Genomic DNA, 20,965 nt, shown 5'->3' with positions numbered 1-20,965 from the left:
GAGGCTTGACCCCACATGGGACTGACAGATTATCGAGCGTTGCTGATCGATTGCGATGAAGTGCTGGTGGACCGCGATTCGGGGGTGTGGGCGGCGCTGCAACCGCTGCTCGACAGCCGTGGCGGGCAGTCGTCCAGGGAGCAGGTGTTGACCGAGTATGGCGCGGTGGTCGCAGCCTTGTACCCGCGCTTCGCGGAGTTGGGCTTCAGTGGCGTGCTGTGTTTTGCCCACCGTCAACTCGCCGAACGCTGGGGTGTGCACGCCAGTTGGGAGGAGGGCATGACCTTCGCCCGTTCGGCGGGCAATTGGTCACTGTTCGAGGACGCGCCAGGGGCTATGCTCTACTTGCGCAAGTTCTACCGCTTGCGGGTGCGTGGCGACCGCGATGCCGAGGATCGTGGCGTGTTGTGCGAGCGGCTGGGCATTGCACCGGAAGATTTCATTTCCCTGGCTGATGACCCGCAATGGCTCAACGAACAGGCAGCAGAGATGCAACCGGTGCTGCATGTGACGGGCCCGTCGGTCGGCGCAGAGGGTGCGCTGGACCGCTGTTTGATCGGCCGCCAGCGGGCCCGGCAGCCTTCGCCGTGCGCGGCGGAGTATTGCATCAACAGCATGGCGGATCTGGTGGCGCAGCATCAGCTGTCTTTACGGCGCTGATTTTGCTAGAAGATTGCTTACAAACGGCAGTCAAGAGGTAGGCAATGGAAGGGCAAGTCAAGCTGGACCGTATCGACATCAGCATTCTGGTCGAACTGCAAAAGGACGGCCGGATGACCAACGTCAGCCTCGCCGACGCCGTGGGCCTGTCGGCCAGCCCGTGCCTGCAACGGGTCAAGCGGCTGGAGTCGGCGGGGTATATTTCCAGCTACAAGGCGCACTTGAACCTGGCCAAAATCACCGACTCGGTCACGGTGTTCACCGAGATCACCCTCAGCGACCACAAACGCGAAGACTTCGCCAAGTTCGAATCCAATATCCGCCTGGTGGACGAAGTGCTCGAATGCCATTTGATCAGCGGCGGCTACGACTACCTGGTGCGCTTTATGACCCGCAGCATCCAGCACTATCAGGAAGTGGTGGAAAGCCTGTTGGACAAGAACATCGGCATCTCCAAGTACTTCAGCTACATCGTGATCAAGTCGCCGGTGCTCAAGGATGGCGTGCCGCTGCGCAAGTTGCTGCGGCACTGAGTCCGGTTACTCCTGCAAATCCAACGTCTGTTGCTTGAGCTGGCGTTTGCGTTCGAAGGGCAACTGTTCATCATCCCGTAGGTTGGGTTGGGTTGGGTTGGGTTGGGTTGGGTGCAGCAGGAATCAGGTAGGGCTGCGCCAGTGCGGATGCGCATGTTCATCAATCATCCAGTGCGGCTGGCCGGGGGTGATACGCACGCCGCCGACCCAGCGCTCCTGCGTGGCGTGGTCGGGCCAATACGCTCGGCCATGGAGCACGTCCTGGCCCAATGCGGTCAGCGCCAACAGGCGCTGCGGCCAGGGTTTTTGTGGGTCGGTCTCGGTCAGCAACGGGTGCTCTGTATCAATCAGCGGCCGCATTAACGCGTGAAACATCATGTCCCCCAGAAACGGCAGCGGCTCGCGCTTGGCCATCAACTCGGCGAACACCCGGCCAAACGGCGTGGGTCCGGCTTCGGCGAGGTAGGTGAGGGCCAGGCGCTCGGTCAGTGACAGACCATCGTGTGTTCCCGGCAATTCCTGCAGCTGGCGCAACAGCGCCGGGGCCAGCAAGGGCAGGGCGGTGTGCTTGCCGTGGGCCAACTCGGCCCATGCTATTGGCGAGCTGTCGCAATAGGCCGACCAGGCCTGTTTGGCCAAGTGCACTGCGTCGTCTGCGATTGGCTTGCGCTGTGGCCAAAGCCAGGCGAGCACATCAGGCGCCAGCTGGCCGATGCCGATAAAGCGCTCGACGCCGGGGATGCGGTCCACCTCGATCAACTCCAGCTTGCGCGGCGCCCGCTCAAGGCCGGCCAGTGCGCGGATCAGGAACAGTTGGTCATACGCATCCGCCTCGCACCACAACACGCTGTGTTCGGCGCTGGCCAGGGTGTCGAGGTGGTTGTACTCATCGTCGACGCGGCGCGCTGCATCGGCGGGGTCGATGCTGAACGACTGGCTGATAAACGTACTGCGCATGGCACGGAATGCCTGGCTCGGCAGGTCACGCACCGGGCCCATGCACAGCGGGTCGCTGAGCATCTGGAACCGGCCCTTGAACCCCGCCACTTGCAAGCTATGGGCGATGTCATTGCCGCAGCGCCAGTGGGTGGTGCGGGCTTCATCGCTGGCGTCGAAACCAGGGTGGCGGGCGGCGAAGTCGAGGGCGTCGATATGGGCCTTGAGCTTGGGCCAACTGCTGAAGCCGAGCTGTTTGGCGATCTGCCATTGAGCCTTGGACAAAGTCGCAGTCGGGTCCTGGGCTTTGAGGCGCGCCAACAGCTCCTTGGCGCGCTTGCGCTGCTGCTCAAGGTTGAGACGGCCATCGGTGTTGGAAGATAAGGGGCGTTGCGACATACGATCTCCTTGCACAAACCTTTTCCGCTTTCAGGTTGGGAGTCGTAGAAGTGTGATATTCAGTCAAGGATCCTGGGCGCAGCCCTTTCCGCGGAAGGTGGCGTAGACAGCGCCAGGCACGGAATATAGGCAGCGAGGCAGTGGATTGCAAGCCGTTCAACCGAGTAAAGAGTGCATGACTGACACCCCTTTGATACAGACCCGCGGCCTGACGCGCATGGACGAGCGCCGCCAGGTGGCGTTGCTGCAGCCCACGGATTTCACCCTCAAGCGCGCCGACCGCGTGTCTATCACCGGTTCATCCGGTTCTGGAAAAAGCGTGTTCCTGCGTGCGCTGGCCTTGCTCGACACGCCGAGTTCCGGGCAAGTGCTGTGGAACAACCAGCCGATCGCCAACGCGCAGATCCCCCATTACCGCAGCCATATCAGCTACCTGTCCCAGCGCCCTGCGCTGCTTGAAGGCACGGTGGAGGACAACCTGCGTTTCCCGTTCAGCCTTAAGACCCTGCGCCAACGCCAGTTCGACCGGAATGCGGTGACGACCTTGCTGGGGCATGCCGGCAAGGCGGCGGATTTTTTGAGCAAGAACGCGTTGGACCTGTCGGGCGGTGAGTCCCAAGTGGTCTCGCTGATCCGCACCCTGCAACTCAATCCTGAAGTGCTGTTGCTCGACGAACCCACCGCCGCCCTCGACCCTGCGTCATCGCGCGATGTGGAAGCGTTGATCGATGCCTGGTTCGCCGGCGACAAGGCCCGTGCCTATATCTGGGTGTCCCACGATCTGGAACAGGCCCGGCGCATGAGCGACATCCACCTGCACATGAGTGCCGGTGTCCTCAGCGGAGCGGCCCAGCCATGAACTATCAAAACCTTACCGCGCTGGACATGGGCATCGCCGCGTCGCTGATCCTGATCAACGGCGCGTTGTCGTTGCTGCTGCGCCTGGGCCTTGGGCGCCAACTGTTGTGGGCGGCCGTGCGCACCGTGGTGCAATTGCTGGCCATCGGTTATCTGCTGGGCTGGGTGTTCGAGTTCGCCTATTGGTACGTGGTGCTGCCCTTGATGTGTGCGATGACCTTGATCGCGGGGTTGTCGGCGGCGGGGCGTGGGCGCAGGACTTACCGTGGGCAAAAGGTCGACAGCATCCTGTCGGTGTGGGGCAGTTCGTGGCTGGTGACGGCGGTGGGCCTGTTTGCGGTGATCCGCATTCACCCCTGGTACGAGCCGCAATACGCGATCCCGATCCTGGGCATGATCCTCGGCAACACCCTGACAGGCGTGTCCCTGGGCATCGAACGCATGACCCAGGAACTCACCTCGGGCCGCAACACCATCGAAATGATTCTGGCCCTCGGCGGCTCACGCTGGGAAGCCGCCCAGGAAGCCATCCGCCAAGCTGTGCGCGCCGGCATGATCCCGACGCTGAACCAGATGACCGTGGTCGGCATCGTCAGCCTGCCCGGCATGATGACCGGCCAGGTACTGGCGGGGGAAAGTCCGGTGGACGCGGTGCGGTATCAGATCGTGATCATGTTTTTGATCGCCGCATCGTCGGCGTTGGGCACGGTAGGTGCCGTGTTGCTCACCTATCGACGGTTGTTTTCGGTGAGTCATCGGTTTTTGCGTGATCGGCTTGAAGAGCGTGCGTGATTGTTTCGCCAGGTGAAATACTGGATTGTAGTTCCTGGTGATTCCAACGATCAGCGCAGCGGCGGACGATGCTGGTCGTCGATACCCCACTTTTTGGAGCCGTTCATGTCCCCGTCCGCGATCAAACTCTATGGTTTCCCGCTGTCCGGCCACTCCCATCGGGCTGAGTTGATGCTCTCCCTGTTGGGGCTGCCCACGGAATTTATCCTGGTTGACCTCAAGCAAGGCGCGCACAAATCCGCCGAGTTCACTACGACGATCAACCGCTTCGGCCAGGTGCCGGCGATTGACGACAACGGCACCGTGCTCGCCGATTCCAATGCGATCCTGGTCTACCTCGCCACGAAATACGGCAACGGCCAATGGCTGCCGAGTGATCCGGTGGGGCAGGCGCGGGTCCAGCGTTGGCTGTCGGCAGCTGCCGGGCAACTGCATGCCGGGCCCGCGACAGCGCGGTTGGCGACGGTGTTTGGCGCTGACGTGGATGCGGCGGCGGCCATCAGCCGTGCCCATGCCTTGTTGGTATTGCTGGAACAGCAACTGAGCGAAACCCGCTTCCTGGCCGGCGAGCAACCGAGCATTGCCGATATTGCGTTCTATACCTACGTCGCCCACGCGCCGGAAGGTAATGTGTCGCTGGCCGACTACCCTGAAGTGCGTGGCTGGCTCGCGCGCATTGAGGCACTTGCGGGTTTTGTCGGCATGCCGCGTACGGCGGTGGGGTTGCAAGCGGCATGATATGAACCCCTGTGGCGAGCGAGCTTCTGTGGTGAGCGAGCTACTGTGGTGAGCGAGCTTGCTCGCGCTGGAGTGCGCAGCGCTCCCGGCTTTTCAGTTCCGCTGCGCAACCCAACGGGAGCAAGCTCCCCCGCCACAAAAAACTACAGGAGCCCCGATGGACCGATTTCACGAAATGCAGGTGTTCCTGGCCGTGGCCGAGGAGGAGGGCTTCGCCGCCGCCGCTCGCCGCCTCAATACCTCGCCACCCAGCGTAACCCGTGCGATCGCGGCCATGGAGCAACGCATCGGCACCCAATTGCTGGCGCGCACCACGCGCAGCCTGCACCTGACCGAAGCCGGCCAGCGCTACCTGGAAGACTGTCGGCGCATCCTCGCCGAGCTGGACGAAGCCGAGGAAGCGGCGGCGGGCAGTTATTCCATCCCCTGCGGTCAGCTGACAGTGACCGCACCGGTGCTGTTTGGCGAGCTGTATGTGGCGCCGGCGCTGGGTGACTATCTCGACCGCTTTCCTCAAGTGAACATCAATGCCTTGTTGGTGGACCGCGTGGTGAACATGACGGACGAGGGCGTCGACGTGGCCGTGCGCATCGGCCATCTGCATGAGCCGGCGCAGCAGGCGATCCGGGTGGGCGAGGTGCGCCGTGTGGTGTGCGCGTCGCCCGGCTATCTCGACGAGTACGGTCGGCCCGAACACCCCGACCAATTGCGTGGGGCCAGGATCATTTCCTTATCCTCTGGCGGCCAATCGGTAAGCGAGTGGGCGTTTGTCCAGGGCGACCAGACGCTGACGGTGCCCATCGAACCGCGCCTGGTCGTCTCGGCGAACAACGCGGCGATCAGCCTGGCGCGCCTGGGTTGGGGCATGACTCGTGTGCTGTCGTACCAAGTCGCGGCGGCAGTGGCGGCCGGTGAATTGGAGATTGTGCTGGAGGCCTATGAACCGGCACCGCTGCCGATCCAGTTGGTGTTCCAGAACAGCGGCCGTGTCCCGGCCAAGGTCAGCACCTTTGTGGATTTTCTCAGCCAGCGCCTGGGCCAGGACGCGGCGCTCCAGCGGCGCGGCTGATGGAGCGTTATCGCGATATGCAGCTGTTCGCGGCCTTGGCCGGTCAACCGAGCCTGGCCTCGGCGGCGCGCCGTGCGTGTGTCTCCGGCCCGACCCTGGTGCGCGCAATCGCCCGGTTGGAAACGCGACTGCACGTGACGTTGCTGCAACGCAGCACCCAAGGCGTTAGCCTGACCGACGCCGGCAGCACCTACCTGGCCGACTGCCAGCGCCTGCTGGCCAGTGTGGACGCCGCCGAAGCCTCGGCCAAGGGGTTGCACGTGCAGGCCCAGGGCACTCTGCGGGTGTTTTTGCCGTTATTGTTCAGCCGTTACCTGATGGCGCCGGTATTGGCCGACTACCTGGAGCGTTACCCCAACGTGCGCGTAGTGGCGGGTTATCACGACTACGACCCCAACCTGCACGAAGATGGCCTGGACCTGGCGATCCTGGTGGGCGCGCTGCCCAGTTCTGCGCTGATTGCGCGGCCGCTCGGGCACGTGCGGCAAATCCTCTGCGCCAGCCCCGATTACCTCACCGCCCACGGCGAACCCCGGCACCCGAGCGAGCTCAAGCAGCATCAGTTGATCGCCAGTGCCGATCAGGTGCGGTGGGAGTTTCCCGGCTATTTGCTCAAGGCCCGTGCGCGGTTGGGTTGCTCCACGGTGCAAGGCGCGATCAACGCAGCCGTGCAGGGTGCCGGTGTGGTGCGTTGCCTGAGCTATCCGCTGCACGAGCCGCTGCACAGCGGGCAATTGCGCCGGATCCTGCCGGCCTTTGAAGGGCCGCCGCTGCCGGTCAACGTGGTGTATCGCGAGGGCCGCAATGCGCCGATGCGCGTGCGCAGTTTTGTCGACCATTGTGTGGCGGCGTTGCGCGGTCATCCGGCATTTCAGCTGGCGTAACAGTGGATTGCCTGGCGTGGGTATTCTCTCGCCGCCGTGCAGCGCGCAGCATCGATACATCCCATTGGAGGTGCTCGCCATGAACCCTATCGAACAGTCCCCCTGGCATGCCGGTGAACGGCAGATGCAGGAAAGCGCCGGCGTGGCCGAACGCATGGCCGTGGTTGGCCCCAAAGTCATTCGCGATCATTTGCCGGAGCAGCATCGGGACTTTTATCCCTGGTTGCCGTACCTGCTGCTCGGCGTAGTGGATGAGCAGGGCCTTCCTTGGGCGACGCTGGTGGAAGGCGCGCCGGGGTTCGCCCACTCGCCCGACCCGCACAACTTGCAGATCGACAGCCTGCCGTCTGCCAGTGATCCCGCCCGCACGGCCTTGCGCCTCGGCGCTGCGGTGGGTGTGCTGGGCATCGACCTCAACACCCGCCGCCGCAACCGCATGAACGGCCACATCGGCGCCCTGGATCACGCGGGGTTTTCGGTAGACGTGGTGCACACCTTCGGCAACTGCCCCAAGTACATCCAATTGCGGCCTGTGGAGGGCGTCGCACGCAAACCCGGTACCGTGGCCGAACGCAGTGCCATCCTGGACCTTGACGCACAAACGATGATTCGCCAAGCCGACACCTTCTTCGTCGCCAGCTATGTGGACGCGGATGGCGAACGCTCGGTGGACGTGTCCCATCGCGGCGGCAACACCGGCTTTGTGCACGTCGATGGCAATGTTCTGACCATCCCCGACTTTGCCGGCAACCTGTTCTTCAACACCCTGGGCAATCTGGCAGCCAACCCGGTGGCAGGGCTGCTGTTCATCGACTTTGAATCGGGTGATGTACTGCAGGTTGTCGGGCATACCACGCTGATACTCGATGGCCCCGAAGTGGCGGCGTTTGAAGGTGCGCAGCGGTTGTGGACGGTGACCGTGGAGCATGCGGTGTGGCGCCCGGCGGCCTTGGCGTTGCGCTGGGCGTTTGCGGGTTTTTCGCCGTTCAGTCTGGCTGTGGGGAAAGAGTAGGCCGGGTGGTGCTGTAGGCCACTTCAGGGAACAGCTGGTTGGTCATTTCAATGATCTTGCTCTGCGCATAGCGAGCTTGCTCTATGTGGTGAGCGGGCTTGCCCCGCGCTGGGCTGCGCAGCGGCCCCAACATCATTCGCCACAAAGTCTCGGGTGCGCGGGGTTGTTGAGTAATGGGGACGCTTCGCGCCCCAGCGCGGGCAAGCCCGCTCACTACAAAAAGGTAGCCCGCCACAGGGATGCTGCCCACGGGCATTGCTCTAGCGCTGCGTCGTCAGCACTGCCCCATCCCCCCACGCCCCACCCAGCGCGGTGTACAGGTTCACCTGCGCAACCAACTGTGCCAGCCGATCCACGATCAGTGCCTGTTGCGCGCTGAACAGCGAGCGCTGGGCGTCGAGGAAGGTCAGGTTGCTGTCCACGCCGCTGCGATAGCGGTGTTGGGCCAAATCGTAATACGCCTGGTTGGCGGCGACGAAATCCCGTTGTGCATTGAGCTGGTCGGTATAGGTCTGCCGGGCCGCCAGGCCGTCGGCGACTTCCTGGAAGGCGGTCTGGATGGATTTTTCGTACTGCGCCACCGTGATGTCCTTTTGCAGTTTGGCGTAGTCGAGGCTGGCGCGCAGGCTGCCGGCGTTGAAGATCGGCAGGTTGATTTGCGGCTGGAACGTCCAACTGCCAGAGCCGCCCTTGAACAGCCCCGACAGTTCGGTGCTGGTGCTGCCGGCGTTGGCGGTAAGGCTCACCGACGGGAAGAACGCGGCGCGGGCGGCGCCGATATTGGCATTGGCGGCGCGCAGTTGGTACTCGGCCTGGAGGATGTCCGGGCGGCGCTGCAGCAGATCCGAGGGCAACCCGGCGGGCACGCTGGCCACTAGGTCATCCGCCAGTGGACGGGATGGCAACGTTTGATCCACCGGGCCACCCACCAGCAGCGCCAGGTTGTTGAGGTCTTGCGCCACCTGGCGCTCATACCGGGCCACGCTGGCGCGGGTGCTTTCGACGCTGGTGCGCGCTTGCACCACGTCCAGGGCTGACGCTTTTCCCGCGGTTTTACTCCGGCTGGTCAGGTGCAGGCTGTGGTCGTTGGCCGTCAGGGTTTGCCGGGCCAGGGCCAGCAGTTCCTGGTCGGCGCGCCAGGTCAGGTAGGCATTGGCGACGTTGGCCACCAGGCTCAATTGCGCGCTGCGCCGCGCCTCTTCGGTGCCCAGGTACGTGAGCATTGCCTGCTCGCTGAGGCTGCGCACGCGGCCGAAAAAATCCAGCTCATAGGCGCTGATGCCAAGGGTGGCGGAATAGGTGGAGGTGATCGCCGACTTACCGGTGCCATTCACCTCCCCAGGCACACGCTGGCGGGTGCCGGCACCGGTGGCGGACACCGCCGGGAACAGGTCGGCACGCTGGATACGGTACTGCGCCTGGAAGGCCTCGACGTTCAACGCGGCCACCCGCAGATCACGGTTGTTGACCAATGCTTCGCGGACCAGCTGTTGCAGCGCCGGGTCATGGAACAGTTGCTGCCAGTCCGAGGAGGGCGCCAGCGTGCCGGCCTGCGCCAGCGCATACACGCCCGCCTGCGGATATTGTTCAGGCGTCGGCGCCACGGGCCGCTGGTACTCAGGGATCAGCGAGCAGCCAGCGAGCACGAAGGCCATGCCGGCGAGAGAGAGTGTTTTCATCAAGCGCCCACCATCCACTTCGCCAACCCATGTCGGCCACTCACACCCAGCTTGGCGGCGGCGCGCTTGAGGTAGGTCTCGATGGAGCTGTTTTTCACGCTGAGCTTTTCCGCCATCTGCGGCACGGTGCCGCCGGTCAACAGGCCGAGGCACACTTCCTGCTCACGGGCCGACAGGGTGATGTCTCCAAGGGACAGACGCTTGTAGAACTCGCGTTGCAATTGCGATTGCTCAAGCAGCGTATAGCTCGGCTCCGCCTGGGCCTGCGGCGCCTGGCGCAGCACGTTGGCGTGGCGTTCGATCAGCGGCAACAGGGTGTCGGACAGGCACTTGAGAAACGACAATTGGGCCAAGGAAAACCCGCGCTCGCTCGGCGGCCGGTAGAACGAAATCACACAGCGCCGGTTGCCCTGGCGCGACACCAGGTTGCACTGGTGCGAGGTGCCGCGAGGGTGGGCACTGTTGGGTTTGGCGCTCATCTGGATCAGCAATGGGTCCTGCATGCTGAGCATTTGCTGCAGCAGCGGGTGGTCGTCCAACGGGCGTACGGCCAGAGGCGCAGGCAAGTCCTGCTTCTGGCCAGCGCTGCCAAGGAGCTTGATATCGAGCACGCGGTCGCGCAGCTCGTCGAGGGTCCATTCACTGAGGTCCACCAAGTGGATCGGTATCCATTTGCTGACCAGATGCAGCATATGGTCGGCAAACGCCTCATGGCCGCTGTGTGCAATCAATTCACCCATTTCAGCGTAGAAATTCGGGCTCTGTGTGTTACCCATGCTGCGCTTCAAACTCATAGCCATCTCATCCTTGATGTCGAAAACCGTCAACGAACTCCCTGGGCCTCTGGGGGGCGATCCGTTCCTCATGAACGAGAGTCGGCACTCGAGATTTTATTTAGCCAGGGGATTTGTCCTACGTATGTAGCGGAAACGAGGGACACAAGCTGCCATAAAAACCACGTCATTAATTCGACGTTTCTGAAAGCTGTTTCCGGTCAAGAAAAACGCAGCGCAAATCTGATGACCGCTTAAGTTAATGATTTGTATGGAAAATAGTTATTTTAAAGGGCCGTTGTAAAAAACCAGCAGCGACCAGATGTAGTCGATGTCCTACAACTCTTTAATCGTTTCAGCAGTGAACCTTCAGCCAACCCGGATCCATCCATTTGAATGTCCGGGTTTCGGGTGACAGACAGCCCCCGACCCCCATGCTCAAATCCGGCAATTTCGCCGTCATGGGGCTCCCTGCGCGGCCAGCGCCTGACACCCATGAGAAGGATCTTATGCAGCAATTTCCCAACCTGCCGGCCAGCTTCCCCCTCACCTCGGCCCAACAGGACATCTGGCTCGATCAACTGCGGATGGGCGACTCACCGCTCTATAACATCGGCGGTTATGTCGACTTCGAAGGTGCGGTAGCGCCTGAATTGATCCAGCGCGCCGTCGAGCAGTTGGTGGCCCGGCACGACGCGCTACGCACTCAACTGCACAGTGATGACCACGGCCTGCCTCGACAAACCTTCGCCCCTGCGTTGGTGACCGAAGTGGCACAGCACGATTTCTGCGCACTGCGCGACCCGCATGCAGCGAGCCAGGCCTTGATGCAGGCGCACATGGCACGGCCGTATCCACGGGAGGGCGCGCCACTGTTCCATTTTTTCCTGGTCAAGCTCGCCGACAACCACTACCGGCTCGGCACCCAGGCCCATCATGTGATCCTCGACGGCTGGGGTTTTGGACAGATGCTGCAATCGTTGGCGCACCTGTATACCGCTCTTGAACAAGGCTACCCACCCGAGCCACCGGCGCCGTCCTATATCGACTTTATCGACGCCGACCAGCGCTACCGCGACTCAACACGCTTCGCCCGCGATCGCGCCTACTGGCTGGATAAATACCAGGTACTGCCGGAGCCTTTGTTCCCGTCGAAGTACGTCGCCAACACGCCCAGCAACACCCTGGCGCAACCCTTTCCCATCGCCCTGCTCAAGCGCATGGAACAGCTGGCCAGCCGTTACCAGGCCTCGGCGTTCCATGTGCTGCTGGCGGCGATGTATGTGTATTTCACCCGCACCGCCCAGCGCCCCGATTGGGTGGTAGGGCTGCCGATCCTGAACCGTTCCAACGCGCGTTTTCGCGCCACCGTGGGCTTGTTTGCCCAGGTCAGCGCAGTGCGTTTGCAGTTCGATGAACACCTGCCGTTCGGTGCCTTGGTGCGCGGCGTGCGCGACCAGCTCAAGCAGGATTTCCGTCACCAGCGTTTCCCGTTGAGCGAGATGAACCGCGAGCTGGGCCTGCACCGTGCCGATCGCGCCCAACTGTTCGACCTGTCGGTGTCCTTCGAGCAGGACGCCCATGAACTGCGCTACGGCGCCACCCAGGCCCGGGCGATCAAGGTGTCCAACCACCATGAAGCGCTGCCGCTCGCCTTCCACCTGCGCAGCAACCGCCACCAGGACACCGCAAGTCTGCATTGCGTCTACAACGAAGCGTACTTCCAGCACGACGAGGTGTTCGCCTTGACCCAGCGCTTTACCTGGTTGCTGGAGCAGGGGCTGGATAACACCGAGTTGCCAGTCGGCGCGTTCTGCATGGTCACGCCCGCCGAACAGACCCGACTGCAGCAGTGGAACGCCACTGAACAAGCGCACGCGCAGCCACACACCCTGCACGCCCGCATCGAAGCCCAGGCCGTGCGCACGCCGGACGCTGTTGCTGCGATTTACCAGGGCCACCCGTTGACCTACGCCCAACTCAATCAAAAAGCCAATGGTTTGGCCCATCAACTGATCGAGTTGGGTGTGCAACCCGATGACCGTGTGGCCGTCCTGGCGCGGCGCGGTCTGGACACGCTGGTGGGCCTGCTGGGGATTCTCAAAGCTGGCGCCTGCTACGTGCCGGTCGACCCGGCCCATCCCGCCGAACGCTTGAGCTATCTGCTGCAAGACAGCGCGCCGGTGGTGGTGCTGACCCAGCATGATTTGCTGCAGCGCCTGCCTGCCCAGGCGGCGCCGGTGATCGAGCTGGACCGACTGACGCGCCAGTTCGGTGCCAACCCGCACGTGGCGGTCAAGCCGTCGAACCTCGCCTATGTGATCTACACCTCGGGCTCCACCGGTTTGCCCAAAGGCGTAATGGTCGAACACCACAGCGTCTGCAACCTGGTGGACTGGCACTGCCAGGCCTTCAACCTGCACGCGGGCAGCCACACCGCCAGCGTTGCAGGCTTTGGTTTTGACGCGATGGCCTGGGAAGTCTGGCCGGCGTTGTGCGTGGGCGCCACCTTGCACCTGCCACCGGCCCATGACGGCGCGGAGGACATCGACGCGCTGCTCGGTTGGTGGCGTGCGCAGCCGCTGGATGTGTGCTTCCTGCCGACACCGGTGGCTGAATACGCCTTCAGCCAGCGGCTGGAGCACCCGACCTTGCGCACCTTGCTGATCGGCGGTGACCGTCTGCGCAGCTTCTCGCGTGCGCAGACTTTCGATGTGATCAACAACTACGGTCCCACCGAGGCCACCGTGGTTGCCACCTTCGGCCGCGTCGAGGCAGGCCAGCCGTTGCATATCGGTGCGCCCGTCGCCAACGCGGCAATCTACCTGCTGGATGAGCGGCAGCGCGCTGTTCCCATCGGCGTGGCGGGGGAGGTTTACGTCGGCGGTAAAGGCGTGGCGCGCGGCTACCTGAATCGCCCGGAACTGAGCGCCGAACGTTTTCTCGACAACCCGTTTGCGCCGGGCCGAATGTACCGCACCGGCGACCTCGCGCGCTGGTTGCCCGACGGCAACCTTGAATACCTGGGCCGCAATGACGACCAGGTGAAAATCCGTGGCATGCGCATCGAGCTGGGGGAAATCGAATCGGCCCTGGCCACCCATGCGGATGTCCAGGAAGCCGTGGTGCAATCTCGCGACGGGCAATTGCTCGCCTGGTTTATCCCACGCCAGCCCGTGGACATCGAAACCCTGCGCGCCCACCTGCACGCCTCATTGCCGGACTACATGCTGCCGGCGGCCTACATGCCGCTGGAGGCGTGGCCCCTGACCGCCAACGGCAAACTCGACCGCAAGGCATTGCCGGCGCCGACCCAGGTGGCGTTCGTCACTCGCCGGTTCGAAGCGCCGCGAGCCGGTGTGGAAACCGTCCTCGCCCAACTCTGGGCCGAGCTGTTGCAGGTGCAGCAAGTGGGCCGTCACGACCATTTCTTTGAACTGGGCGGGCACTCGTTGCTTGCCGTGCAATTGGTGCAGCGCATGCGCCAGGCCGGGTTGCGCGCCGATGTGCAGGTGCTGTTCGGCCAGCCGACGTTGGCGGCGCTGGCGGCGGTGAGTGAAGGCAGCGACGTGGAGGTGCCGGCCAATCGCGTCCCCGCTGACTGTCGCCATATCACCCCGGAGTTGCTGGCGCTGGCCGAGCTCGATCAAGCCAGCATTGATCGTATCAATGCCGGTATTCCCGGCGGTGCGGCCAACGTCCAGGAAATCTACCCCCTGGCGCCGTTACAGGAAGGTTTGCTCTACCACCACCTCACCGACGAGCATGACCCGTACCAGCAACAGGCACAGTTCAGCTTTGCGCGGCGCGACCAACTGGACGCCTTTGCCCTGGCCCTGCAACAGGTAATCGACCGCCACGACATCCTGCGCACCAGCCTGGCCTGGGATGCCCTGGAGCAGCCGATGCAAGTGGTGTGGCGTGCGGCCCGCCTGCGTGTGGAACCTTGGCGTGACGGTGACAGCCCGTTGGACTTGCGCCAGGCACCGTTGATGGCGCTGGACTATGCCGAAGCGCCCACGGGTTGGGTGGCCCGGCTGCGCTTTCATCACCTGGTCAACGATGCGACGTCCACCACGATTCTGATGCAGGAAATCCGCGCTCACCTGCTCGGCCAACAGGCGCAATTGCCGGCACCGGTGCCGTATCGCAATGTGGTGGCGCAGTCCCGCTCACCGGCGCGCCAGGCGGCCCATGAGGCGTTTTTTCGTGCGCAACTGGGCGATGTGGATGAGCCCACGTTTGCCTTCGGCGTGCAGGAGCGCCAGGCCAATCGGGCGGATACCGAAGAAGCGCAGCGTGCACTGAGTGACGACCTCAACCGGCGCTTGCGTGCCCAGGCCCGTGGTGTGGGCGTCAGCGCCGCCAGCCTGTTCCACTTGGCCTGGGCCCAGGTGCTCAGCCGCGTGGCGGGCCGTGATGACGGGGTGTTCGGCACCGTGTTGCTCGGCCGTTTGCAGGCGGGCGAGGGCGCCGATCGCGCCTTGGGTATGTTCATCAATACCTTGCCGTTACGCCTGCACCTGGCCGGGAAAAACGTCGCGGATGCGTTGCGTGACACCCATCACCAACTCAGCGCCTTGCTCGCCCATGAGCAAGCGTCGCTGGCCTTGGCCCAGCGTTGCAGCGGCGCGGCGCCGCTGTTCAACAGCCTGCTCAATTACCGTCATACCGATACCGAGCGCGACCTCGTGCTGGTGCCGGGCATTGCTCTGGTCAGTGCCGAAGACATCCTCAGCTACCCGCTGATGCTCAGCGTGGACGATACCGCCGGCGGTTTTAAACTCAAGGCCAAGGCCCCGCGCACGGTGGGCGCCGAACGTACCCTGGACTACCTGGAAACCACGCTGATCAACCTGGCCGAGGCACTGGAGCACACGCCGCAAGCGCCTTTACGTGACGTGCAGGTGCTGCCCGCCCGCGAAGTGCAGACACTGCTGCTGGACTTCAACGCCACTGCCACCGACTACCCTGAAACCCTCACCGTCCAGGCGCTGTTCGAAGCCCACGCGCGGCACATTCCCCACGCGGTGGCGGTGCAGGCCGGTGAGCTGCAACTGACTTATCGCGAACTCAACGAGCGCGCCAACCGCCTGGCCTTCCACCTGCGCGAGCGTGGCGTGCAGCCAGATTCGCGCGTGGCGCTGTGCGTCGAGCGCGGCCTGGACCTGGTAGTGGGGTTGCTCGCGATCCTCAAGGCTGGCGGCGCCTATGTGCCGCTGGACCCCGGCTACCCACGCGAACGTCTGGCCTACATGCTTCAGGACAGCCAACCGGTGGCGCTGCTGGTGCACGCGGCCACTCGCGACTTGCCCGGTGAAGTCGCCATCCCGGTGATCGATTTTGACCACTGCGCCTGGAGCCACGCGCCGGACGGCAACCCCTCGGTGCCAGGGCTGAGCGTCGCGAACCTGGCCTACGTGATGTACACCTCCGGCTCCACCGGCACGCCCAAGGGCGTGATGATCGAACATCGTGGCCTGGGCAACCTGATGCACTGGGGCTCGCAGTTGTGCCCCAATGCCGAGGGCGGCGCGCTGTTGCAACGGGCGCCGTTCAGCTTTGACGGCTCGGTCTGGGAGTTGTTCTGGCCGCTGGCCAATGGCATGCGCCTGGTTCTGGCGCGGCCCGATGGTCATCGCGAGCCGGCTTACCTGGCGCAGGTGATTCGCGAGCAACAGATCACCGTGATCAAATTCGTACCGGCAATGTTGCAGCAGTTCCTTGAACTGGAAGAGTCCGCGCTGTGCACCAGCCTCACCGATGTGCTGTGCGGCGGCGGCGAACTCACCGAAGCCCTGGCCCGTGGCGTGCAGGCGCGTTTGCCCAAGGTGCGCCTGCATAACGTCTACGGCCCCACCGAAGCCACGGTGGACAGCAGCGCCTGGACCCTGGAACCCGGCGCACCGGTCCCGGCGCTGCAATTGCCCATCGGCCGGGCGATCAACAATACGCGCCTGTATGTGCTGGACGAACACGACGCGCCGGTGCCCATGGGCCTCAGCGGCCAGTTGCATATCGGCGGCGTCGGCGTGGCCCGTGGGTATCTGGGGTTGGAGCAGATGACGGCCGAACGCTTTATCGACAGCCCGTTTGTGCCGGGGGATCGGCTGTACCGCACCGGCGACCTGGTGCGCTACCAGCCGGACGGCAACCTGGAATTCCTTGGGCGTAACGACTTTCAGGTCAAGCTGCGCGGCGTGCGTCTGGAACTGGGCGAAATCGAATCGTGCCTGCTGGCGCATCCAGCGTTGCGTGAGGTGGCGGTGCTGATTCGCGATGAGCGACTGGTCGCTTACTTCACCCTGCGCGGACCGGCGCCGAGCCTGGAAGACTTGCGCGTTCATGTACTGCAGCAGTTACCGGAATACATGGTACCGGCGGCCTTCGTGGCGCTTGAAGAACTCCCCCTCAACCCCGCCGGCAAACTCGACCGCAAGGCGTTGCCAGAACCGGGTTTGGAAGCGGTGCTCAGCCGCGCCTATGAAGCGCCCCAGGGCGAAGTGGAAACCCTGATGGCCGGCATCTGGGCGCAGGTGCTCAAGCTGGAACGGGTAGGGCGCCACGACCACTTCTTCGAACTGGGCGGGCACTCGCTGCTGGCGGTGAACCTGGTCGCGCGCCTGCGCAAGGCCGGGCTGGAGGTGGATGCGCGCAGCCTGTTCAGTCAGCCGACGCTGGCGCAACTGGCCGCCAGGACCGTGGCGCAGGTGCAGCGGGTGGAGATGGCGCAGACGGCGATTCCGCAGCTTGATCGGCGGCGGCGGATATGAAAGGCAATCAATGTGGGTTTGCAAACTCCCGCAATGATCGCCCGCTTCTCATCCACTCCTGATTTATTCGCTACGGGGTTGTAAATCATCCTTTTAGTACCTTTTTCGACGATAAAGCACGAGCGAGCCAGGCGTTAAGGACTGGTATGGACGACTGATAAGAATATATAGGCCGTTTGTCGGATATTTTTGTTGGTTTCCTCGGTAAAGCTCTGAATCTTTAAACCCCCTTCGGGGGTAGGAAAGATTTTTAGTGCGAATCTGTGGTTCGTAAGTTGTTAATTCTATAAGTGTTCACATCTTCCCATCCTTGGTTGGTTGGAGGCCGACGTTGCTCGCAAGTATTTAACTTCTGAAATTAGTGAGTGAAACTTCCTAAATGCAGTAGTTAATTTTCCTACGCGGAATTTTTTATCTTTTGGGCTTTTCTCCATGCGTGTACTAGATTGTTTTTGTCACTTTTCGGGAAGTGGTTGAGAACAACTTGTGTGAAAGGAGAGATGAAGTGATGGCAAAATTTTTGAGGAGTCTACGTCGCATTGGTATATGTGTGATTGTCGATGCTGGTTTCCCGGATGGATAGAATGGTCCCGTTTCCCTGAGGTGTGTAATGAATCGCTACTCATTCGTTAAGCCTGTGTTGCTGGCGTCACTATTCGTCAAAGAACAATTAAAAGAGCCCGTTGCGCTGTTTTGGTCGGTGTTGTCTCCGGTGGTTACTTACTATTTAATAACTTATTCGAGAGGGGCGAATAACGACGCGCCCAATGACTATTTGTCCAGTGCCTCGTGGTTCTATTCCTTCGTCGCTTCAAGTGTTGCCTTGTTTGGATTGGCGTTTTATATCGTTGGTCGCAGGGAAAGTGGGTTTTTGAGGTCTTTTGTCTATACGGATGATAATAAAGTTATTTTTCTTTTTGGGCATTATTTAGCCTATTCTATAATATCGCTTGTATATTGTTGTGTTTTTTATTTGCTGACCCGCAGCTATAATGGTGCGGTCGAGATAGAGGAGCTTCTTGGCATCCTTGGACGGTTCTATATTTGTTTTTTATTGTTTTCGATACCGGCTCTCTTATTGACTCTTGTCCCCTTGGGTTTTCAAAATTCAAGCACTGTTTTTTCCATTGCGTCGCTTACAATGTTAGCGCTTGGGATCGTCAGCATTGGGACGTCCAGCCCTGTTCTCGAAAGAGTAAGCTTTATTAATCCTATGTGGTGGGCAAACCATATTATGTTGGTAGGTGTCGCTGAGTGCTGGTTCATAGCGTTGCTTATTGGTGTTTCGTTTTTTGTTACGCTTTGGATTGTGTTTCGGTTTTTAACTATTAACCCTGTATGGAGTCGTTATTGATGAAGCGGCTTGTTGTGAATTCGCTTGAGGTCAGGTGTGCGCGGAAAACTTTGTTTGAAGATGCCACGCTGACCGTTGAGGCTGGGTCAATATGCGGGTTGTTAGGTGCTAACGGGTCTGGTAAGACAACGTTCTTTGATGTGGTGTGTGGGTTGAAAAAAATCGAAGCGGGTGAAATCGTTCGGTCTTTTTCGAAGTTACTTTACTTGTCACAAGTGATTAGTACGCCACCTGTGTTTCGTATGTTTGATGTTTTCAGGATGGCAATGCTTTTTTGCTCTGACAGTAAGCTTGATAAACAACATGCGCTGGAGAAAATTGAGAAGTGGAGTCCTGGGATAGCAGATCGGTATTGCGAAATATGGACAAAAAAATCATCTCTGTGCAGTTATGGGGAAAAACGCTGGTTTTTTACGTTGTCTCTTCTTAGCGCCAACGCTGATCTGGTTATCTTGGATGAGCCTACCGCGGGTGTTGATCCTGAGTTTCGTCATCATATTTGGAAGTGTCTGGAGGGCGCCGCCGAGGAAGGAGTCGCCGTACTGGTCTCGTCGCATAATGTCGATGAGATCGTTGCTCACTGCGATGATTTCTACATGGTCAGTCAGCGGCGGTTCAATCGTTTCACTGATGCCCAAGGTTTTATGCGGGCGTACGGCGCTAATAGTCTGGACGAGGCTTTTATTTATGCAGCGAGTCTACGTCTGTAGCAGGCAACTGCGGATACAGAATCAGCTGCAAATACCCCTTGGAATAACGCTTACCCCCAAGCGGCAACTGCCCGGCCTCGCGCATTTCGCTGGTGCTGTCGACCCGCATCAGCACGCCCACCGAGCCGTGCTGGCGCGCCTCGGCGAGCCAGGCCTGTACTTGATCCAGATCGACTTTACGTTGGCCTGCATCGGCGAACTGCAAGCCGTAGCGCAGTTCGCCTTCGGTGCCATACAGCGCCACATCGGTGCGTTGCAGGCGCCAGGCCAGGGCGCTGGCGCTGCCCAGTTCATTGCTCAGCAGGGCGTGGGTGTGTTGCAACGCGTCCAGATGTTCCAGCACGAACTGGTCGGGCATTTCGTTATCGGCGATCTGCGCCGGCATGCTCGCGGGCAGCAGGATCACCAGCACGCCGATGCCCACGGCCGGCAGCGCCCATAGCGTGAGCGGGCGCACGGCTTGCAGCAGGTTGGTGAGGATCCACACCAGTAACACGATGAAGGCCAGGGACAGGCTGAACATCTCGGCGAGGCTGTTGCCGTACAGCGGCCGGGCGATTTGCAGGTAGAGCAGGCCGAGCATGGCCGCCATGCCGATCACCAGGTTGAGCAGACCATTGAGCCTGAGCGCGCGTGGGTGGCCGTTGCGCAGCAGGTCGCTCAAGGTGTGTCCCATCAGCAATGCCAGGGGCAACAGGCACGGCATGATGTAGGTCGGCAGCTTGCCGTTGCTCAGGCTGAAAAAGCCCAGGGGCAGCAGCAGCCACAAGGCCAGGAAACCGATAGCCGGCTGGCGTATTTGCTGCCAGGCCTGGCGCAGGGTGTTGGGAAGCAGGCCGGCCCAGGGCAGGCACGACACGGCGATGATCGGCAGGAAGAACCACCAGGGCCGCACGTGTTGCGCGTTGTCGGCGCTGAAGCGGCGAATGTGTTCGTTCCAGAAAAAGAAGCGCCAGAAGTCCGGTTCCTGGCTATGGATCGCCAGGACCCAAGGCAGGCACACCAGCACCGCCACACTTACGGCCAAGGGGCCATAACGCAACAGCTCGCCAAGGCGCCGTTGCCAGAGCATATAGGGCACGGCAATCAATACGGGCAGCGCCCACGCCAGGAAACCCTTGGTCATGAAGCCCATGGCACAGGCAAATCCCAACACCGCCCAGGCCGTCAGGCGTCCACGCAGGTTGCTGCAGTCGAGGGCAAACCACAGCGCAACCAGGCTCAGGTTGACCCAGAGGGTGAATTGCGGATCCAGATTGGAATATCCCGCTTGCCCCGCCACCAAGCCAAAACTCAGGTAAAGCAGGGCACAGGCGACGCTTTTACGCGGGTCGTTCCACAGGCGGCGAGCGATCAGGTAGGCCAGCATCACGCTCAAGCCGCTGGCCAGGGCTGAGGCGATGCGTACGCCGAACAGGTTCTGGCCGAACACGGCTTGGCCCAACGCGATCAGCCAATAACCTGCGGCGGGTTTTTCGAAATAGCGCACGCCCATGAAGTGCGGCGCCACCCAGTTACCGGACTGCAGCATTTCCTGGCTGATCTGGGCGTAGCGGGTCTCATCCGGGATCCACATGCCGTGCAGGCCCAGGGGCAACAGATAGAACGCGGCGAAGGCGAGCAACAACAGATACAGGGGATTCAAACGGGTCATGAAAACGTCGCTCCTTGACGTTTAAAGCCAGGGTTCTTAAGTAATGAGGTCATCGTGCAAACAGTCACAGCGGTCACTAAGTAACGGGAGAGAGTCATGGGGGGCTTAATTAAAAGGCGCAACTAAACATGCCAGAACAGG

15 protein-coding genes are annotated in these 20,965 nt (G+C 61.6%); 11 read left to right on the top strand and 4 right to left on the bottom strand.

Annotated features, from left to right (window positions below; all coding sequences use genetic code 11):
* The first annotated feature begins 15 nt into the window (after positions 1-15).
* Together DNK50_RS20555 and DNK50_RS20550 are read left to right on the top strand one after the other, a co-directional pair.
* The gene (locus tag DNK50_RS20555; protein WP_099586574.1) at positions 16-660 is read left to right on the top strand and encodes a 2-haloalkanoic acid dehalogenase; all 645 of its coding nucleotides are present in this window, start codon (positions 16-18) and stop codon (positions 658-660) included.
* Between the two features lie 44 nt (positions 661-704).
* On the top strand, positions 705-1,193 hold the full coding sequence (locus tag DNK50_RS20550) for an Lrp/AsnC family transcriptional regulator (protein WP_010449292.1): 489 nt from the start codon (positions 705-707) through the stop codon (positions 1,191-1,193).
* Positions 1,194-1,316: 123 nt separating this feature from the next.
* Here DNK50_RS20550 and DNK50_RS20545 read toward each other — a convergent pair whose 3' ends face one another.
* Positions 1,317-2,528 carry a DUF1835 domain-containing protein gene (locus DNK50_RS20545; RefSeq protein ID WP_112196054.1) on the bottom strand — a complete coding sequence of 404 codons (1,212 nt, stop codon included), beginning with the start codon at positions 2,526-2,528 and terminating at the stop codon, positions 1,317-1,319.
* 175 nt (positions 2,529-2,703) lie between these two features.
* On the opposite strand from DNK50_RS20545, the gene DNK50_RS20540 reads away from it, so the two are divergent.
* The 6 genes from DNK50_RS20540 (at position 2,704) to DNK50_RS20515 (ending at position 7,881) form a co-directional block, all read left to right on the top strand.
* Positions 2,704-3,387, top strand: coding sequence for an ATP-binding cassette domain-containing protein (locus tag DNK50_RS20540; protein ID WP_099586576.1), 684 nt, complete (start codon positions 2,704-2,706; stop codon positions 3,385-3,387).
* The gene (gene fetB / locus DNK50_RS20535; protein WP_099586577.1) at positions 3,384-4,178 is read left to right on the top strand and encodes an iron export ABC transporter permease subunit FetB; all 795 of its coding nucleotides are present in this window, start codon (positions 3,384-3,386) and stop codon (positions 4,176-4,178) included. Before DNK50_RS20540 ends, fetB begins: the two co-directional genes overlap by 4 nt.
* Positions 4,179-4,283: 105 nt before the next feature.
* The gene (locus DNK50_RS20530; RefSeq protein WP_112196053.1) at positions 4,284-4,916 is read left to right on the top strand and encodes a glutathione S-transferase family protein; all 633 of its coding nucleotides are present in this window, start codon (positions 4,284-4,286) and stop codon (positions 4,914-4,916) included.
* 157 nt (positions 4,917-5,073) lie between these two features.
* Positions 5,074-5,985: a LysR family transcriptional regulator gene (locus DNK50_RS20525; protein ID WP_112196052.1), complete on the top strand. Its 912-nt coding sequence runs from the start codon at positions 5,074-5,076 to the stop codon at positions 5,983-5,985.
* Complete coding sequence (locus DNK50_RS20520) at positions 5,985-6,869, top strand: LysR family transcriptional regulator (protein WP_112196051.1); 885 nt, start codon at positions 5,985-5,987, stop codon at positions 6,867-6,869. The genes DNK50_RS20525 and DNK50_RS20520 overlap by 1 nt, the downstream gene beginning before the upstream one ends.
* A gap of 79 nt (positions 6,870-6,948) precedes the next feature.
* On the top strand, positions 6,949-7,881 hold the full coding sequence (locus DNK50_RS20515; protein ID WP_112196050.1) for a pyridoxamine 5'-phosphate oxidase family protein: 933 nt from the start codon (positions 6,949-6,951) through the stop codon (positions 7,879-7,881).
* 260 nt (positions 7,882-8,141) lie between these two features.
* Here the strand turns inward: DNK50_RS20515 and adeC are convergent, their stop codons facing one another.
* Positions 8,142-9,560 (bottom strand): AdeC/AdeK/OprM family multidrug efflux complex outer membrane factor, encoded by a 1,419-nt coding sequence (gene adeC, locus DNK50_RS20505; RefSeq protein WP_112196048.1) that lies wholly within the window; start codon positions 9,558-9,560, stop codon positions 8,142-8,144.
* Positions 9,560-10,354, bottom strand: coding sequence for a helix-turn-helix transcriptional regulator (locus tag DNK50_RS20500; RefSeq protein ID WP_099586583.1), 795 nt, complete (start codon positions 10,352-10,354; stop codon positions 9,560-9,562). The genes adeC and DNK50_RS20500 overlap by 1 nt, the downstream gene beginning before the upstream one ends.
* A gap of 488 nt (positions 10,355-10,842) precedes the next feature.
* Here DNK50_RS20500 and DNK50_RS20495 point away from each other — a divergent pair, with 488 nt between their 5' ends.
* The 3 genes from DNK50_RS20495 (at position 10,843) to DNK50_RS20485 (ending at position 19,170) form a co-directional block, all read left to right on the top strand.
* Complete coding sequence (locus DNK50_RS20495; RefSeq protein WP_112196047.1) at positions 10,843-17,106, top strand: non-ribosomal peptide synthetase; 6,264 nt, start codon at positions 10,843-10,845, stop codon at positions 17,104-17,106.
* Positions 17,107-17,716: 610 nt separating this feature from the next.
* Complete coding sequence (locus DNK50_RS20490; RefSeq protein WP_112196046.1) at positions 17,717-18,460, top strand: ABC transporter permease; 744 nt, start codon at positions 17,717-17,719, stop codon at positions 18,458-18,460.
* Complete coding sequence (locus tag DNK50_RS20485) at positions 18,460-19,170, top strand: AAA family ATPase (RefSeq protein ID WP_112196045.1); 711 nt, start codon at positions 18,460-18,462, stop codon at positions 19,168-19,170. The genes DNK50_RS20490 and DNK50_RS20485 overlap by 1 nt, the downstream gene beginning before the upstream one ends.
* Here the strand turns inward: DNK50_RS20485 and arnT are convergent.
* Positions 19,142-20,824, bottom strand: a complete 1,683-nt coding sequence (gene arnT / locus DNK50_RS20480) for a lipid IV(A) 4-amino-4-deoxy-L-arabinosyltransferase (protein ID WP_112196044.1) — start codon at positions 20,822-20,824, stop codon at positions 19,142-19,144. The genes DNK50_RS20485 and arnT overlap by 29 nt on opposite strands.
* Positions 20,825-20,965 lie beyond the last annotated feature (141 nt).

Origin of the sequence: Pseudomonas sp. LG1E9 (genome assembly GCF_003290225.1) — a bacterium.
In the GTDB taxonomy this organism is placed as follows: Bacteria; Pseudomonadota; Gammaproteobacteria; order Pseudomonadales; family Pseudomonadaceae; genus Aquipseudomonas; species Aquipseudomonas cyclaminis.
This window is presented reverse-complemented; position numbering and strand designations above follow the sequence as displayed.

Excerpts from the sequence above, each read along its gene's own strand:
- DNK50_RS20555 (WP_099586574.1), top strand. The coding sequence starts at position 16 with ATGGGACTGACAGATTATCGAGCGTTGCTGATCGATTGCGATGAAGTG.
- DNK50_RS20550 (WP_010449292.1), top strand. The coding sequence starts at position 705 with ATGGAAGGGCAAGTCAAGCTGGACCGTATCGACATCAGCATTCTGGTC.
- DNK50_RS20545 (WP_112196054.1), bottom strand. The coding sequence starts at position 2,528 with ATGTCGCAACGCCCCTTATCTTCCAACACCGATGGCCGTCTCAACCTT.
- DNK50_RS20540 (WP_099586576.1), top strand. The coding sequence starts at position 2,704 with ATGACTGACACCCCTTTGATACAGACCCGCGGCCTGACGCGCATGGAC.
- fetB (WP_099586577.1), top strand. The coding sequence starts at position 3,384 with ATGAACTATCAAAACCTTACCGCGCTGGACATGGGCATCGCCGCGTCG.
- DNK50_RS20530 (WP_112196053.1), top strand. The coding sequence starts at position 4,284 with ATGTCCCCGTCCGCGATCAAACTCTATGGTTTCCCGCTGTCCGGCCAC.
- DNK50_RS20525 (WP_112196052.1), top strand. The coding sequence starts at position 5,074 with ATGGACCGATTTCACGAAATGCAGGTGTTCCTGGCCGTGGCCGAGGAG.
- DNK50_RS20520 (WP_112196051.1), top strand. The coding sequence starts at position 5,985 with ATGGAGCGTTATCGCGATATGCAGCTGTTCGCGGCCTTGGCCGGTCAA.
- DNK50_RS20515 (WP_112196050.1), top strand. The coding sequence starts at position 6,949 with ATGAACCCTATCGAACAGTCCCCCTGGCATGCCGGTGAACGGCAGATG.
- adeC (WP_112196048.1), bottom strand. The coding sequence starts at position 9,560 with ATGAAAACACTCTCTCTCGCCGGCATGGCCTTCGTGCTCGCTGGCTGC.
- DNK50_RS20500 (WP_099586583.1), bottom strand. The coding sequence starts at position 10,354 with ATGAGTTTGAAGCGCAGCATGGGTAACACACAGAGCCCGAATTTCTAC.
- DNK50_RS20495 (WP_112196047.1), top strand. The coding sequence starts at position 10,843 with ATGCAGCAATTTCCCAACCTGCCGGCCAGCTTCCCCCTCACCTCGGCC.
- DNK50_RS20490 (WP_112196046.1), top strand. The coding sequence starts at position 17,717 with ATGAATCGCTACTCATTCGTTAAGCCTGTGTTGCTGGCGTCACTATTC.
- DNK50_RS20485 (WP_112196045.1), top strand. The coding sequence starts at position 18,460 with ATGAAGCGGCTTGTTGTGAATTCGCTTGAGGTCAGGTGTGCGCGGAAA.
- arnT (WP_112196044.1), bottom strand. The coding sequence starts at position 20,824 with ATGACCCGTTTGAATCCCCTGTATCTGTTGTTGCTCGCCTTCGCCGCG.